The 14,209-nt window shown below is 69.2% G+C and carries 18 protein-coding genes; 4 read left to right on the forward strand and 14 right to left on the reverse strand.

Annotated features, from left to right (window positions below):
• Position 1: 1 nt before the first annotated feature.
• Positions 2–541 (reverse strand): TetR/AcrR family transcriptional regulator, encoded by a 540-nt coding sequence (locus H4W30_RS24880; protein WP_192745073.1) that lies wholly within the window; start codon positions 539–541, stop codon positions 2–4.
• 90 nt (positions 542–631) lie between these two features.
• On the reverse strand, positions 632–1,231 hold the full coding sequence (locus tag H4W30_RS24885) for a TetR/AcrR family transcriptional regulator (RefSeq protein ID WP_192745074.1): 600 nt from the start codon (positions 1,229–1,231) through the stop codon (positions 632–634).
• A gap of 37 nt (positions 1,232–1,268) precedes the next feature.
• On the opposite strand from H4W30_RS24885, the gene H4W30_RS24890 reads away from it, so the two are divergent.
• Positions 1,269–1,757, forward strand: a complete 489-nt coding sequence (locus H4W30_RS24890; RefSeq protein WP_192745075.1) for a DUF1772 domain-containing protein — start codon at positions 1,269–1,271, stop codon at positions 1,755–1,757.
• Here the strand turns inward: H4W30_RS24890 and kstD are convergent.
• From kstD to H4W30_RS24915, 5 genes are all read right to left on the reverse strand, one after another.
• The gene (gene kstD, locus H4W30_RS24895; protein ID WP_192745076.1) at positions 1,745–3,490 is read right to left on the reverse strand and encodes a 3-oxosteroid 1-dehydrogenase; all 1,746 of its coding nucleotides are present in this window, start codon (positions 3,488–3,490) and stop codon (positions 1,745–1,747) included. The two genes, H4W30_RS24890 and kstD, sit on opposite strands and share 13 nt — an antisense overlap.
• A 130-nt stretch (positions 3,491–3,620) precedes the next feature.
• Positions 3,621–4,658, reverse strand: a complete 1,038-nt coding sequence (locus tag H4W30_RS24900) for an LLM class flavin-dependent oxidoreductase (RefSeq protein WP_192745077.1) — start codon at positions 4,656–4,658, stop codon at positions 3,621–3,623.
• Positions 4,658–5,176: an SRPBCC family protein gene (locus H4W30_RS24905; RefSeq protein WP_192745078.1), complete on the reverse strand. Its 519-nt coding sequence runs from the start codon at positions 5,174–5,176 to the stop codon at positions 4,658–4,660. The genes H4W30_RS24900 and H4W30_RS24905 overlap by 1 nt, the downstream gene beginning before the upstream one ends.
• A 48-nt stretch (positions 5,177–5,224) precedes the next feature.
• On the reverse strand, positions 5,225–5,740 hold the full coding sequence (locus H4W30_RS24910) for a winged helix-turn-helix transcriptional regulator (RefSeq protein WP_034319559.1): 516 nt from the start codon (positions 5,738–5,740) through the stop codon (positions 5,225–5,227).
• 61 nt (positions 5,741–5,801) lie between these two features.
• Positions 5,802–6,725, reverse strand: a complete 924-nt coding sequence (locus H4W30_RS24915) for a tetratricopeptide repeat protein (RefSeq protein WP_192746804.1) — start codon at positions 6,723–6,725, stop codon at positions 5,802–5,804.
• A 494-nt stretch (positions 6,726–7,219) separates the two neighbouring features.
• On the opposite strand from H4W30_RS24915, the gene H4W30_RS24920 reads away from it, so the two are divergent.
• Complete coding sequence (locus H4W30_RS24920) at positions 7,220–7,633, forward strand: SsgA family sporulation/cell division regulator (protein ID WP_034319553.1); 414 nt, start codon at positions 7,220–7,222, stop codon at positions 7,631–7,633.
• A 47-nt stretch (positions 7,634–7,680) separates the two neighbouring features.
• Here H4W30_RS24920 and fgd read toward each other — a convergent pair whose 3' ends face one another.
• The 5 genes from fgd to H4W30_RS24945 form a co-directional block, all read right to left on the reverse strand.
• Positions 7,681–8,685 carry a glucose-6-phosphate dehydrogenase (coenzyme-F420) gene (gene fgd, locus H4W30_RS24925; protein WP_192745079.1) on the reverse strand — a complete coding sequence of 335 codons (1,005 nt, stop codon included), beginning with the start codon at positions 8,683–8,685 and terminating at the stop codon, positions 7,681–7,683.
• A gap of 335 nt (positions 8,686–9,020) precedes the next feature.
• Positions 9,021–9,497 (reverse strand): DIP1984 family protein, encoded by a 477-nt coding sequence (locus H4W30_RS24930; protein WP_225949860.1) that lies wholly within the window; start codon positions 9,495–9,497, stop codon positions 9,021–9,023.
• A gap of 44 nt (positions 9,498–9,541) precedes the next feature.
• Positions 9,542–10,069, reverse strand: coding sequence for a hypothetical protein (locus H4W30_RS24935; protein ID WP_192745080.1), 528 nt, complete (start codon positions 10,067–10,069; stop codon positions 9,542–9,544).
• A gap of 17 nt (positions 10,070–10,086) precedes the next feature.
• Entirely contained in the window at positions 10,087–10,503 is a 417-nt protein-coding gene (locus H4W30_RS24940) for a CBS domain-containing protein (RefSeq protein WP_192745081.1), read from the reverse strand.
• 60 nt (positions 10,504–10,563) lie between these two features.
• Positions 10,564–11,757, reverse strand: a complete 1,194-nt coding sequence (locus H4W30_RS24945) for a zinc-dependent alcohol dehydrogenase (RefSeq protein ID WP_192745082.1) — start codon at positions 11,755–11,757, stop codon at positions 10,564–10,566.
• Positions 11,758–11,847: 90 nt separating this feature from the next.
• Between H4W30_RS24945 and H4W30_RS24950 the strand changes: the two genes are divergently transcribed.
• The gene (locus H4W30_RS24950; protein ID WP_192745083.1) at positions 11,848–12,207 is read left to right on the forward strand and encodes a VOC family protein; all 360 of its coding nucleotides are present in this window, start codon (positions 11,848–11,850) and stop codon (positions 12,205–12,207) included.
• A 64-nt stretch (positions 12,208–12,271) separates the two neighbouring features.
• Here H4W30_RS24950 and H4W30_RS24955 read toward each other — a convergent pair whose 3' ends face one another.
• Positions 12,272–12,472: a hypothetical protein gene (locus H4W30_RS24955; RefSeq protein WP_192745084.1), complete on the reverse strand. Its 201-nt coding sequence runs from the start codon at positions 12,470–12,472 to the stop codon at positions 12,272–12,274.
• Between the two features lie 135 nt (positions 12,473–12,607).
• On the opposite strand from H4W30_RS24955, the gene H4W30_RS24960 reads away from it, so the two are divergent.
• Positions 12,608–13,114: a GNAT family N-acetyltransferase gene (locus tag H4W30_RS24960; protein WP_378234854.1), complete on the forward strand. Its 507-nt coding sequence runs from the start codon at positions 12,608–12,610 to the stop codon at positions 13,112–13,114.
• On the opposite strand, the gene H4W30_RS24965 is transcribed toward H4W30_RS24960, so the two are convergent.
• Positions 13,039–13,974 (reverse strand): DMT family transporter, encoded by a 936-nt coding sequence (locus H4W30_RS24965; protein ID WP_192745086.1) that lies wholly within the window; start codon positions 13,972–13,974, stop codon positions 13,039–13,041. The two genes, H4W30_RS24960 and H4W30_RS24965, sit on opposite strands and share 76 nt — an antisense overlap.
• Positions 13,975–14,209 lie beyond the last annotated feature (235 nt).

Raw genomic sequence — 14,209 nt, forward strand, 5'->3', positions numbered from 1 at the left:
CCTAATGGACCAAGAGCCCGAGGCTGCGCTCCACTTCGGCGACCGCGGCCTCCCGCTCGACGTGACCGTCGATCACGAGCGTCGCCAGCCCGTGGAGCAGGCACCAGAGCGTGACGGCGAAACCGCCCGGATCGTTCCGCTCCCCCACCCGGTCGGCCAGCAGCGCACAGGTCGCCCGGTGGGCCTCGGCCAGTTCCGGATACGCGGCCCGGTCACCGATGCCGGCGCCCGCCATCAAGCGGTACAGCGCGGGATGTTCCAGGGCGAAGCCGAGGTAGGACCGGCCGAGCGCGGTCACCGTCCCGGCGCCGCAGTCCCGCAGCCGGCCTTGCACTTCGGCGTGTCCCTCCAGCGCGACCGCCACCAGCAGCGCGTCCTTGTCGCGGAAATGCCGGTACGGCGCCGCGGTGGACGCACCCACCTTCGCGACCGCTGCGCGCAGACTCACCCCCTCCGGACCTCGTTCGACGAGGAGCTCCCGTGCGGCGAGGACGAGCGCACGACGAAGATCCCCGTGGTGATAGGCACGTTTGATGATCATGGCGGACCCCCCAGCCCTTGATGCCACGCGAACGCCCCACCTTAACGGGTGCGGAACCGGCCGTGAGCGCTTCGGGGCGTTCCGTGTCCGTCAGTCCCGCCGAGCGGCACCACAGAGCCGCAGCACACTTTCGGCGAGCGCGTCGACGCCGCCTTCGAGCGTCAGCTGCTTCGCGTCCACCGCCTGTCCGGCGGCGTGGCCGAGCGCCACGATCGCGCTGACGAGCCAGGGATTCGCGAGCCGCTGGTCGAACTCGCCCGACTCCTTGCCCCGGGTGAGCAACCGGTCCAGATGATCGGACACCGCCGAATGACGTTCCCGGTCGGCTTCGGGGTCGTTCTCTTCGGCGGCGCCGGCGGGCAGCCGCGGGTAGCGCCGGAACATCTGCCAGCCGACGTCGAGCAGGCGCAGCATGGCGTCGGCCGCGGGCCCCTCGTCGAGCCGCGCGGCGGCCATCTCGTTCGCGGCCTCCTCGGACACCGCGTCGATCACCGCGCTCAGGAGCGCCTCGCGGGTCTTGAAGTGCGCGTAGACGGTCTGCCTGCTCACCCCGGCCGCTCTCGCGATGTCCTCGACGCTCGCGTGGGCTTGCGTGCCGAGGACTTCCTTGGCCGCGGCGAGGATCGAAGCGACACTGCGGTCGGCGTCGGTCCGCCGACGCCTCTGCCGCCCCTCGGCTACCTCAGACATGTTGTCAACCTTAGCCCAGCCCGCTATGTTTGACAGCATGTCAAAGATAGGGTTCGTAACCGGTATCGCCCTCCTGTCGACAGGACTGCTCGCGGGGGCGTTCGGCTACGGCATGGTCAACGTCGCCGCCACGTTCGACGTCGTCCCGCTCGACGTGCGGCTGACCTTCCACTCCGCGCTGATGCAACGGAACGGCGTCGTCATGCAGACCGCGATGGGCCTCGCGGCGATCAGTTCCCTCGCGCTCGCCTTCCTCAGCCGAGGGCGGGCACGACAGCTGGCCGGCGCCGCCGCGGTCCTGGCGGTGACGTCGTTCCTGGTCACCCGCTTCGGGAACGTGCCCATCAACGGCCGGATCAAGGTCTGGGCGGTCACCTCCGCGCCGGCCGACCACGCGGCGATCCTCGATCAGTGGGAGACCTACAACGTCGTCCGGACCGTCGCCGCGCTCGCCGCTTTCGTGCTCGTCATCGCCGTTTCACGGCTCAAGCTCGCCGACCGTGCCCTCGTGGCTCAGCCGGGCTGATCCGCGAGATCGTTCGCCGCGACGTACCCGAAGGTCATCGCCGGACCGATCGTCGACCCCGCCCCCGCGTAACTGTTGCCCATCACCGCCGCGCTGGCGTTCCCGGCGGCGTACAGGCCCGGGATCACCGAGCCGTCCGCCCGCAGGACCCGCGCCCGCGCGTCGGTGCGCATCCCGCCCTTGGTACCGAGGTCGCCCGGGACGATCTTGAAGGCGTAGAAGGGCGGCTCCCAGAGCGGCGCGAGGCACGAGTTCGGCTGGACGTACGGATCGGTGTAGTAGTGGTCGTAAGCGCTGGCGCCCCGGCGGAAGTCACTGTCCACACCGGACAGTGCCTGGCCGTTGAACCGGGTGACCGTGGCGCGCAACGACTGCGGCGGGACACCGATCGCGCTGCCGAGCGACTCCACGGTCCACGCCTTCTTGACCGCTCCCGACGAATACCACTCGCCGGGAAACGGCAACAGCGGCGCGACGTCGCGGAAGAGGTACCGGTTGCGGTAGTGCTGATCGACGACCAGCCACGCGGGAATCGTCGGCGACGTCGGGTTCCGGTCGTACATCGTGTGCACGACGTCGCTGTAGGGCGCCGCTTCGTTGACGAACCGCTTGCCCGCCGCGTCCACCATCAGCCCGCCGGGCAGGGTCCGCTCGGCGAGGCAGAAGTACGGCTCGCCGGGGAGCGGGATCGCCGGACCCCACCAGGCGTCGTCCATCAGGTCCAGTGCCGCTCCGGCCCGCTTTCCCGCCAGGATCCCGTCCCCGGTGTTCGACCGGGCCCCGACAGTCCATTGTGTACCGATGGGCTGGCGCTGGTATTCCGCCCGCATGGCGGCGTTGTGCTCGAACCCACCGGAGCCGACGATGACGCCGCGCCGCGCTTTCACCACGCCCGCCGCGACTGCCACCCCGGTGACCTTCCCGTTCTCGACGACGAGGTCGGTCAGCGGCGTGTTCAGCCAGACCGGGACCCCGGCGCGCTGCAACCCGGCGCGCAGCCCCGCGGCCAGCGACTGGCCCATGGTGAGCGGTTTCTGCCCGGCGAGGGCGGCGGCCGTTCCGCGCGCCAGGCAGGCGGCCGCCACCGCGGCACCTTTCGGGTTGACCGCGGCCAGCGCGAGCCATTTGTAGTCGGCACTGAAGACGACCATGCCCGCGGGCGTGGCGAGGTAGGGCGGGTTCAGATTGGCCAGTTCGGCACCGAGGACGTTCCCGTCGAGCTGGTCGGGTTCGATCGAGCGGCCACCGGGCATCCCGCCGGGCAATTCCGGGTAGTAGTCGCTGTAGCCCTCCATCCAGCGGAACCGCAGCGGGCTGTTGGCCATCACGAACGACAGCATCGCCGGGCCGTTGGCGAGGAAGGCCTGTTGTCGCGAGGCGGGGATCGACGGGCCGACCACGGCGGCCAAGTACCGTGCGGCCTGTTCCGGGGTGTCGCGGACGCCGGCCTCGGCCAGCACCGAGTTGCACGGAATCCAGATCCCCGCCCCGGACCGGGCGGCCGAACCACCGAACTTCGCCGCCTTCTCCAGCACCACGCAGCTGAGGCCGCGTTTCGCCGCGGTCAACGCGGCGGTCATCCCCGCCGCGCCCGCCCCGACCACGACGACGTCGTACTCACCGAGAACTCCGGACGCAGCCGAAGCCGTCCCGGCGAACGGCAGTCCCGAAGCGAGCGCGAGCCCGGTGCCGAGCAGGACCTGGCGCCGGGACAGACCGGGATCGGGACCCATGAATCCTCCTCGCGTGGGGATCGAGCGAGGTCATGTTCTCCAGCCGACGACGAAAGTGAAACAAGTTCTACCCGCTTGGAGCAGGCGGGACCCGCCGCGCTCGGCCGGTCACCTCAACCGGCGCGGACATTCAGCCCAGCGCGCGGACCAGGTCCAGCGCGCGGCCGAGGGTGGCGAGCCGGTCGGCGACCGTCTCCCCCGCCGGGTACAGCCGGACCGTGTCGACCCCGGCGTCCCGCCACACGCGCAGGCGTTCGGCGACCATCGGTTCGGTGCCGATCAGCGTCGTGCCGAGCACCATCTCGTCGGTCACCAGTGCGGCGGCGCCCTCCCGGTCGCCCGCCTGCCAGCGTTCCCGCACCGCCGCGGCCGACTCGGCCCAGCCCTGCCTGCTGTAGGCGTTGTTGTAGAAGTTCGTCTTCGCCGAACCCATCCCGCCGAGACTGAACGCGAGTTCGGCCTTGCGGGCCGCGACCATCCCGCGCAGCTCGTCCTCGTCCGCGGCGAAGGCGACCTCGGCACCCTGGCAGACTTCGAGGTCCGCCCGCGATCGGCCCGCTTTCGCCAGGCCGGCGTCGAGATGCGAGAAGTAGGCCTGCGCTCCCTCCGGGACGAAACTGGTGCCCAGCCAGCCGTCCGCGATCTCGCCGGTCAGTTCCAGCAGCTTCGGCGAGAGCGTGGCCAGATGAATCGGGATCTCCGGATTCGGCGCGCTCGACAGCCGCATCGGCCTGCTCTCACCCGGCAGCGGGATCTCGAATTCCTTGCCGGAGAACGAGATCTTCTCCCCCGCGAACGCCTGGCGGATGATCGCGACCGTTTCCCGCATCCGCGTCAGCGGCCGGGCGAACGGGACTCCGTGGAGTCCCTCGATCACCTGCGGCCCGGACGCGCCGAGCCCGAGGGCGAACCGGCCGCCGGAGAGCTCCGAGAGGGTCAGCGCGGCCTGCGCGATCGCCACCGGGGTCCGGGTGCCGAGCTGGATGATGCCCGAGCCGAGCCGGATCCGCTCGGTCCGCGCCGCGAGATAGCCGAGCACGGACGGTGCGTCCGAACCCCACGCCTCGGCGACCCAGCATTCGTCGAGACCGAGCTTTTCGGCCTCCAGCACGAAATCCAGCGTCTCCCGCCAGCCGCGAGACGCCTCGACCGTGGTCGCCGTCCGCATCAGGCGCCGCCCGCCTCGGCGCGCTCCTTGATCGCGGCGAGGGTCCCGGTCATCGCGTTCTCGAACTCGCGCAGCCGGACGAAGACGATCTTCTCCTCCTTGTCCGGCATCCGGTCGATGGCCAGCGAGAGACCCGACCGCCCCGGCCCGATCCGCATCCACTGCCGGAGCTTCGTCCCGCCGTTCTCGGGCTCCAGCGTGAACCGCCACACCGCGGTCGGCGTCTCAGGATCCTGCACCGCCCACGCGAAGACACGCGGCGCCTCGCATTCGACGACATACGACGTCGTCTCCCATTCGCCGAACGCGTCGTGCTTGCTGTGGCCGACGAACCGCCTGCCGACCGCGGGCGCGTCCTCCGCGCCATCGCACCACTCGACCGCTTGGACTTCCTCGCTCATTTCCGGCATCAGGCGCACATCGGACACGATCGACCAGACCCGCTCGGGCGCTGCGTCCACCCACGCCTGCACCTCGACCGTCGGCCCGTCGGCGTACTTGGCGCCCGTCCACTCCATCGTGGTCACCCTTCCATGCCTGTGACCTCGATAGTTGCGTAGATGGACTTACGTTGTCAAACCCTCCTGCGCGGCGAATCTCCGTACGACGTCGGGCCGGCTCGCGAGCTTCGGCGGATAGCCCGCGCCGAGCCGCGCCCTGGTGTTCTCCGCGGTAAGCGGCCGGGCGCAGTGCGCGCAGACGACCTCCGCGTGGGTGTCGTGCCCGCAGGTCTCGTGGTGGAGGGTGATCGGCGGCCCGTCGTCGCCGGAGAGCCAGCGGTCGCCCCAGCGCGACATGGCGGCGAGCACCCCGTAGAAGTCCGAGCCCTTCTCGGTCAGCACGTAGTCGTAACGGACGGGGTCGGCCTGGTAGGCGCGCTTTTCCAGCAACCCCTCCGCGACCAGGCGGCGCAGCCGGTCGGCGAGGGTGTTCCGCGCGATGCCGAGCTGCTGCTGGAACTCGTCGAACCTGCGGATCCCGTAGAACGCCTCCCGCAGGACCAGCGGCGTCCACCAGTCGCCGAGCAGGTCCATGGTGCGCGCGATCGAACACGGCCACTGCGCGAACGAAGTCCGTTTCATGCCCGCGAGCCTACGCCCGGTGAAATTGATCCGGTCATTCCTCCACCCATTCCCACCGCGCTCAGGCACTGGCGCGGAATGTTGCGATCCGGTCAAGGATATCTCGCGCGTTAATGTCGCCCACCCGCTTCCGCACGCTTTCCGAGAGTGGCCGTAAACGATCTCGTGTCCGCGCGGAACGGATTCCGTCCGCGAGGTCCATCGCGGCGAGACCGACCTCCGCCGCCCGGTCGAGATCACCCTCCAGCGCGTGGTCGACCGCGAGCCAGATCATCGTCAGCGACCGGCTGCGCAGCATGTCCGGCCCGTAGCCGTCGATGGCTTCGGTGAGCGCCGGAATGGCCTTCCGGCTGTGGCGGACGTCGACGAGCCTGGCGAGTTCGGTGCGGACCGTGCCGATCATCGCCGCCAGGTCGGTGGCCGTGAAGAAGGCGGACCAAGACGGGACGGTGTCGCCGGCGGAATCCGCGAATTGTTCCGGGGCAAGGGAAATCTTGTCGAGCGCCTGGCGGACGTCACCGAGCAGCGCGTAGGCCCATGCCTCGTTCGCCGACAGGATCGCCTGCGACAGCGGCCGTCCGGCGCGGCGTGCCGCGACCTGTCCCTGGCCGAACTGTTCGAGCGCCTCCGAAGGCGACCGGTGATGCAGGTACATCCGGCCGAGCCGGTAGCGGATGTTGGCGAGGAGGTCGTCGTCGCCCGCCTCCGTCGCGAGGTCGAGCGCGCGGCGGAAGTGCCGCTCCGCCCGTACGGGGCGGCCAGAGTCGAATTCCGTCCAGCCCTTCAGGTTGTGCAGATCCGCGACCACCCCGGCCAGCCGCCGGGCCAGCGGGTCGGGCATCATCCCGCGCCGCAGCGCGGCACCGTAGGGCTCCAGCACGCGCAGCAGCTCCCGACAGGATCCGCCGCCTTCCCGGTAGTCGCGCGCCCGGAGCGCGGCTATGACGCCTTCCAGCCGGTCGATGTCGGCCTGCCCGACGCGCATCGGGAGCCGGTCGATCACGGCGACGCCCCTGGACGCGGGGTACGGCCGGCGCAGCCCCGGAGCCAACAGCCCGCGTCACGCCGAGTGAGGCCGTCCCGGGGAATGACGACGGTGATTCGTACACCCATTACCGCTCCTCCCTATCCGCAACGACCAAGCTCGCCGAGGTCCAGGACGGAGCCACGCCGGTCTCCTGGAAACATTTGAACGACGCGTGCTGATGTTAAACCGCCAACAATACGGATTCACTCCGCCAAATGGCTGCCCATATTTCCTTCATCGGAATATGCACGTGCGAAGTCACTTTCTTTTGCACGGCTGATCGCCTTTTTCGCTTGCTCACCGCACGTGCGCGTCGAAGACGGTGCGTGAGCACGTGAGACCCAGCTCTCAGCCGAACGTGTGAACCTTGTCAACTCGGGTCACGAAAAGGCTTCACATTGCGTTATCCATAGCTGAAGATCAACAGCAACCGAACGTAAGGGGCTGAAGCATTGGACAGGGAAAGCGACCTCATCCGGGGGACGATCGTCTTCGGCTTGCGCACTTTCGGTGCGGACCCGCTCCCCGTGCGGGCCGATCTCGAATACGACCCCGAAGACCCCTACGCCGTCGTGGTGGCCTACCACTCGGGCGGCGGGACGGTGCGCTGGATGTTCGGCCGTGATCTCCTCGCGGACGGTCTCCTCACCCCATCGGGTGAGGGCGACGTGATCATCAGCCCGGCCGACGACACCTCGATCGTGATCTTCGCGCTCAGCGCGCCCGACGGCTGCGCGGTCCTCGAGGCCCCGGCGCAGGAGCTGGCCGAGTTCCTCGACCGCACCTACGACGTCGTGCCCGCCGGCTCCGAGCCGGAATGGTTCGACTTCGACCAGGAGATCGGCAAGCTCGTCACCGAGTCCTGACCGACCCATGGCGGCACCGTCCGCGCGATGCCGCCATCCGCGCCGGGTCAGCCGAGTTCGCGGAGCCCCGGGACGACCTGTTCGGAGAACGAGCGCAGGAACCGTTCCTGGTCGTGGCCGGGACCGTGGAAGACGAGGTGGTTGAAGCCCGCCTCGACGTACGGCTTGATCTGCTCGACGGCGTCCGCCGGGTCGGAAGTGACGATCCAGCGGCGGGCGACCTGTTCGATCGGCAGCGCGTCCGCGGCCTTCTCCATCTCCGCCGGGTCCTCGATACCGGCCTTCTGCTCCGGCGTCAGCGACAGCGGCGCCCAGAACCGGGTGTTCTCCAGCGCCTGCGCCGGATCCGGGTCGTAGGACAGCTTGATCTCGATCATCTTGTCGATGTCGCCGGTGCTCCGGCCCACCTGCTCCGCGCCTTCCGCGACCGCGGGCAGCAGCTTCTCGGTGTAGAGCTCCATCCCCTTGCCGCTGGTGCAGATGAAGCCGTCACCCTGCTTGCCGACGTACTTCGCCATCACCGGGCCACCGGCCGCGATGTAGATCGGCACGCCGCCCTCGGGGCGGTCGTACACGGTGGCGTCGGTGGTCTGGAAGTACTCGCCCTCGAACGTGACGCGCTCCTCGGACCACAGCTTGCGCATCAGCTCGATCGCCTCGCGCAGCCGCGCGAACCGCTCCTTGAACGCCGGCCACTCGATGCGGGCGACCGCGACCTCGTTGAGGGCCTCACCGCTGCCGACACCGAGCAGCACCCGGCCCGGGTACAGGCTGCCGAGGGTGCCGAACGCCTGTGCCACCACGGCCGGGTTGTACCGGAAGGTCGCCGTCAGCACGCTGGTGCCGAGCACGACCCGCTCGGTGCGCTCACCGACCGCCGCCATCCACGCGAAGGAGAACGGCGCGTGCCCGCCCTGGTGCCGCCAGGGCTGGAAATGGTCGCTGACCATCACGCTGTCCAGCCCGACCTGCTCGGCGAGCACGGAGTACTCGACGAGGTCGCGCGGGCCGAACTGCTCGGCCGACGCCTTGTAACCGATCTTCAGTGCCATCCGGGGTCACCACCTGGGCTCTTGGGTTGTTCCGCTCTTCACCTTGGCACAGAGTCGATCAGCTCCGCCCATGCCTCGACGGGGTGAACAGTGTCGGGAACACCACTGCCCCACCGGGAATGCGCGTGGAAAGACCCCGTACCCGCCCTCGCCTTCCGGGACCGGCACGTGGTGATGAACTGTGCCGCTTGCGCCGTCACCTGTGCGTGGTGCTGGGCGGAGTCGTGATCGGGGAGTCGAACCCCACGCTGCCCGCCACGTACCAGGAGGTGGGCCGGAGTACCGCCGGCCCTCGGCTTGTGCCCGCTTCCCGGAGGGCTACCTGCTTCCCACGTTCAGTCCAGGAGATCGGTCTCCCAGTTGGTGCGCTGGATCTCGACGTCGACCGTCCGGATCTCCCCCGCGACCCGGTCCGCGCGCGACCGCAGCTCCGCGACCGGGAGCGCGGAGAGGTACCGCAGCTCCGACCGGAGCTGACGGCCGTAGCCACCCTGGTTGCGGCCCGCCGCGGCGTCGGCGGCCGCGGTGAGGACGCCGTGCCGGAGCCGGAGGACGTCGCGGCGCGCGATCGCGTCGGTGATCGTGCCCTCCCCGAGCGGGGTCGCGGCGTTGGTCCGGTTGATCCGCCGGATCAGCGATTCCAGTTCGTCCAGCGCGGTTTCGGCTTCGACGAGCAGGGCGGACGCGTCTTCCGACGGTTCCTCGCCCTCCTGGTGCCGCGCGTTGTCGACGATCCGGGAGCGCAGTGCCTCCACCTTTTTGGTCGCGTCGGCGCGCAGCGCGAGCGCTTCGGCCAGTTTGATCCGGGACATGCCGGGAAGTATCGACCAAGATCGACGGCCGCCGCACCCGGTTTTCAGCCCGCCAGGGAATGCCTGCGGTAGGAGGAATCCGGCTCGGTGAACTCGATCCCGTTCTCGTCCAAGGCGTTGAAGACGGTGAACCGGCCGCGCGGGAAGACGAAGCCGACCGCGACCATGCCGTTCGCCATGTCTCGCGTCGCACAGTCGAGCAGCTCGACGTCTCGGAGCACCTGACCCTCCAAAGCGGACAGTTCCGGGAAGACATCCCGCCGCCAGCGCAACGGGCTCGGCTCGGCCGGATCACCCCAATCCCATGAGGACTTCCCGTACGGGTCGATCGTGTTCCAGGTCAGCGAAAGCTCGTCGAACTTCCAGTGCGTGATCTCCAGCCGTTCGTCGCCGAAGTCGGCCACGACGGGCGCGTCCGGGAGCCATTCGTCGTATTCGACGAACCAGGTGAGGTGGACGTGCCGAAGTCTCTTGCCGATCAGCGCGCGCAAACGATTCCCGTGCGCCCTCCGGATCGTCTCGAGTCCGGAGAGCCACACGGGTTCGTAACCCTCGATGTCGAAGAACGCCACCGAAGGAGTATGGCGGGTCAGTCGTAGGACAGTGCTTCCACCAGCTCGCCGCTGTCCGGGTTGGGCAGCGCCCTGGCCACGTCGGCCTGCGCCACGATGCCGACCAACTTGTGCCCGTCGATCACCGGCAGCCGCCGGACCTTGTGGTTCGCCATGGTGCGCATGATCTCCTCGGCGTCGTCGTCCGCGCCGATCGTCACCGCCTCGCCCTGGGCCAGTTCGGAGGCGTGCAGCGCCCTCGGGTCCTTGCCCTCGGCGAGCACCTTCACCACGATGTCGCGGTCGGTCAGCATGCCCTGGAGCTTGCCGTCCTCACCGCAGATCGGCAGCGCGCCCACGGACTCGGCGGCCATCTTCTTCGCCGCGTCGAGCACGGTTTCGGAAGCGGACACGCAGGTCGCGTCCGCGGTCATGATCTCTCGTGCGGTGGTCATCCCATCGCTCCTTTCGTCAGGATCCGCATACCGGATACCCGGCATCCGCGTGCCGACACCTCAAGCCACCGACGGCTCCAGCAGGATCTTGACCGCGCCGTCCTGCTTCTTCTGGAAGATCTCGTACGCGTGCGGTGCTTCCGCCAGCGGGAGCTTGTGCGTCGCGAAGCCCTCGACGCCGAGCGGGTCGGCGGAGTCGGTGATCAGCGGCATGATGTCGTCGATCCAGCGCCGGACGTTGGCCTGCCCCATCCGCAGGGTGATCTGCTTGTCGAACAGTTCCATCATCGGCAGCGGGTCGACCATGCCGCCGTAGACGCCGCTCAGCGAGATCGTCCCGCCGCGCCGCACGCAGTCGATGGCCGCGTACAGCACGCTGAGCCGGTCGACCGCGGCCTTCTCGGTGATCTTCGCGCCGATCGGATCGGGCAGGAGGGCGACGAGATTCTGCGCCAGCCGCCCGACCGGGGCGCCGTGCGCCTCCATCCCGACGGCGTCGATCACCGAATCCGCGCCCCGGCCGCCGGTGGCCTCGCGGATGACGTCGCCGAGGTACTTGTGCTCCCGCGTGTCGTAGGTGACGACGCCTGCCGCGGCTGCCTTCGCGAGCCTTTCCGGCACAAGGTCGATGCCGATCACCTTGCCGGCGCCCCGGTGTTTCGCGATCCGGCAGCAGAACTGGCCGATCGGGCCCAGCCCGAACACCACTACCGTCCCTCCCTCGGGAATGGCAGCGTAGTCGACGGCCTGCCAGGCCGTGGGCACGACGTCGGAGAGGTACACGAACCGCTCGTCCGGCGGGCCGTCCGGCACCTTGATCGGGCCGTAGTGGGCCTGCGGGACGCGCAGGTATTCGGCCTGGCCGCCCGGGACCTGGCCGTAGAGCTTGGTGTAGCCGAGCAGCGCCGCGCCCTTGCCGCGGTCGGTGACCTGGGTGGTCTCGCACTGCGACTGAAGGCCGCGGTCGCACATGAAGCAGTGGCCGCAGGAGATGTTGAAGGGGACCACGACGCGGTCGCCGGGTTTCAGGTTCGTCACCCCGGAGCCGACCTCTTCGACGACGCCCATGGGCTCGTGCCCGAGGATGTCGCCCTCGTCGATGAAGGCGCCGAGGACCTCGTAAAGGTGCAGGTCGGAACCGCAGATCCCGGTCGAGGTGATCCGCACGATCGCGTCGGTCGGTTCGACCAGTTTCGGATCCGGGACGGTGTCCACCCGGACATCGCGTTTCCCGTGCCAGGTGACGGCCTTCATGGTGCTCCCTTCGGCGAGTGGCTCTGCTCCCCCGCCGGATGCCCGTCCGCGCATCCGGCAAACCTCGCCGTTCCGTGCCACCGTGGAACCATGCGAACCCGGATGCTCGCCGTCACCGTCGACTGCCGTGAGGCCGAAGCGCTGGCCGCGTTCTGGAAGGAAGCGCTCGGCTATGCCGAGACCGAACGGTGGACCGACGGTCACGGGGTGACCTATGTCGAGCTGAAGAGCCCCGACGTGCCGAGCCTGCTCTTCCAGCCGGTCCCCGAGGAGAAGTCGGTCAAGAACCGGCTGCACCTCGACATCGCGCCCACCGAACTCGAGCAGCGCGAGGAGGTCTCCCGGCTCGTGTCACTCGGCGCGAAGATCCTGGAAGACGCCGAGTCGGACCCCTGGGTGGTCATGGCCGACCCGGAAGAGAACGAATTCTGCGTGCTGCCGCGGCGCTGACCCACCTGGGCTCGTGAGTGGTAAGGACGGTTCTAACCGTCCTTACCACTCACGAGGTCGTCTCTCAGGCGGCCTCGTCGTCGGTCCGGACCGGCCGTTCGGAATGCAGCCCCAGCATCTCCAGCAGCATCCGGCAATCGGTCGCGTCGCGGGCGTTCGCGACCACCGCTTCGGTCGCCTTGCGGAGCACCGCCGCCCGCACCGTGGTCGCCCCACCGTCGACCAGTTCCTCCACCGGACGCGTTTCGTCGAACGGGTTCCCCATGACCCACCTCCGTCGTCCCTTTCGTTGATACCGGATTCCGGCGGCGGACGCCCCCGCGTTCGTGCGGTTTCCAGCGGCGCCCCAGGCGGTTTCTCCCTAGACTGGCGCCATTCGGACGAGCGGACGGAGCGGGAACTGACCACCGAGTTGCACGGGGAGTTCGTGACCCTGACCCCGGTCACCGAGGCCCATGTCCCGGACCTGCGGCGGATCCGCGGCGCGGCCGAGGTCGCGGCGCGCTGGGGTTCGGTCGAAGACTCCCCCACCTGGCCGTTCGACGACCCCACGACGACCTGCTTCACGGTCCTGGAAGGCGGCGTCGTCCGCGGCTTCGTCCAGTACGGCGAAGAGGAGGACCCGATGTACCGGCACGCGTCGGTCGACCTCTTCCTCGACCCGGCCGCCCACGGCCGCGGGCTGGGCACGGACACCGTCCGCACGATGGCGCGGCATCTCCTGCACGATCGCGGGCACCATCGGCTGGTGATCGATCCCGCCGTGGACAACGACGCCGCCATCCGCTGCTACAAGGCCGTCGGCTTCCGCGAGGTCGGGGTGATGCGCGGCTACGAACGCGACACCGACGGCGAAGGCTGGCACGACGGACTGCTGATGGACTTGCTCGCCGAAGACCTCACGTAGCGGGTCAGGGCGACACCGAGCAGCACCACGGCCATCCCGGCGAGCACCCGCGGGCCGAGTTCCTCACCGAGCACGATCGCGCCCAGCGCGACCGAGACGACCGGCAGCAGGTAGCCGACGGTCGCCGCGGAGGTCGCGCCCTCGTCGGCGATGAGCCGGTAGTTGAGGTAGAAGGTGACGCCGGTGCCGAAGATCCCGAGGACGACGACGGCGACCACCGCGGTCACGTTCAGCGGCCCGGACGGTGCGGCGTCGAACGGCAGCGCCAGCGCGCTCAGCCCGGTGGCGGTCAGCAGCTGGGCCGCGGAGATCGCGATCGGGCCGCCCTCGCCGACGAGTTTCCGTCCCATGTAAGCGAAAGCGATCGCGTAACTGATGCCGGCGCCGAGCAGGGCCAGTGTCCCCCAGCCCAGCAGGCCGCTCTTCTGCCAGGGCGCGAAGATCAGCAGGATGCCGGCGAATCCGAGGACCAGGCCGCCGACGCGGATCGCGGTGATCCGGCGTTCGGTGCCGATCCCGATGCCGATCAGCAGCGACCACAGCGGGGTCGTCGCGTTCATCACCCCGGCGACACCGGAGTCGACGGTCAGTTCGCCGATGCTGAACAACGCGAACGGCAAGGCGTTGCAGAAGAACGCGGCGACGAGGAGCCTGCCCCAGATCCGGCGGCCGCGTGGGAGGCGTTGCCCGGCCCAGCGGCTCAGCACGAGAAGGACGGCCGCGCCGAGCGCGCAGCGGATGACGGTCACCTGAACGGGCGGCAACCCGGTCAGGGCGAGCTTGATCCACAGGAATCCCGATCCCCACAACAGGGCGAGAACGCCCATCCGGATCAGGGTTCCCGGCGCGCCGATGCTCACTTCGTTCCTTTCGCCGGGCCGCTCGATACCTCTTCAAGCTGCCTCGGGCGACTCGTCAGGACAAGTGAAAAGATCTACACCGACGTTAAGCGGTCCTACATGTTCCGAAAGGGTCCCGGCCGTGGCGGCCGGCAAAGGCGGCCACGGCCGGTTTCCGAGGAGATCAGTACTCGCCCGGTCGTTCGCGAGGCGGGACAGGGCCTGCTCACATTTCGCGGTCGCGCATGATCCACCT

This window comes from Amycolatopsis roodepoortensis (assembly GCF_014873915.1).
GTDB classification, from domain to species: domain Bacteria; phylum Actinomycetota; class Actinomycetes; order Mycobacteriales; family Pseudonocardiaceae; genus Amycolatopsis; species Amycolatopsis roodepoortensis.

Bases quoted from the DNA above. Each gene is read 5' to 3' on its own strand.
- H4W30_RS24915 (WP_192746804.1), bottom strand. From the start codon at position 6,725: ATGCGCGTCGGGCAGGCCGACATCGACCGGCTGGAAGGCGTCATAGCC.
- H4W30_RS24945 (WP_192745082.1), bottom strand. From the start codon at position 11,757: ATGAAGGCCGTCACCTGGCACGGGAAACGCGATGTCCGGGTGGACACC.
- H4W30_RS24885 (WP_192745074.1), bottom strand. From the start codon at position 1,231: ATGTCTGAGGTAGCCGAGGGGCGGCAGAGGCGTCGGCGGACCGACGCC.
- H4W30_RS24905 (WP_192745078.1), bottom strand. From the start codon at position 5,176: ATGGAGTGGACGGGCGCCAAGTACGCCGACGGGCCGACGGTCGAGGTG.
- H4W30_RS24880 (WP_192745073.1), bottom strand. From the start codon at position 541: ATGATCATCAAACGTGCCTATCACCACGGGGATCTTCGTCGTGCGCTC.
- fgd (WP_192745079.1), bottom strand. From the start codon at position 8,685: ATGGCACTGAAGATCGGTTACAAGGCGTCGGCCGAGCAGTTCGGCCCG.
- H4W30_RS24900 (WP_192745077.1), bottom strand. From the start codon at position 4,658: ATGCGGACGGCGACCACGGTCGAGGCGTCTCGCGGCTGGCGGGAGACG.
- H4W30_RS24940 (WP_192745081.1), bottom strand. From the start codon at position 10,503: ATGACCACCGCACGAGAGATCATGACCGCGGACGCGACCTGCGTGTCC.
- H4W30_RS24910 (WP_034319559.1), bottom strand. From the start codon at position 5,740: ATGAAACGGACTTCGTTCGCGCAGTGGCCGTGTTCGATCGCGCGCACC.
- kstD (WP_192745076.1), bottom strand. From the start codon at position 3,490: ATGGGTCCCGATCCCGGTCTGTCCCGGCGCCAGGTCCTGCTCGGCACC.
- H4W30_RS24890 (WP_192745075.1), top strand. From the start codon at position 1,269: ATGTCAAAGATAGGGTTCGTAACCGGTATCGCCCTCCTGTCGACAGGA.
- H4W30_RS24930 (WP_225949860.1), bottom strand. From the start codon at position 9,497: ATGTCCCGGATCAAACTGGCCGAAGCGCTCGCGCTGCGCGCCGACGCG.
- H4W30_RS24950 (WP_192745083.1), top strand. From the start codon at position 11,848: ATGCGAACCCGGATGCTCGCCGTCACCGTCGACTGCCGTGAGGCCGAA.
- H4W30_RS24955 (WP_192745084.1), bottom strand. From the start codon at position 12,472: ATGGGGAACCCGTTCGACGAAACGCGTCCGGTGGAGGAACTGGTCGAC.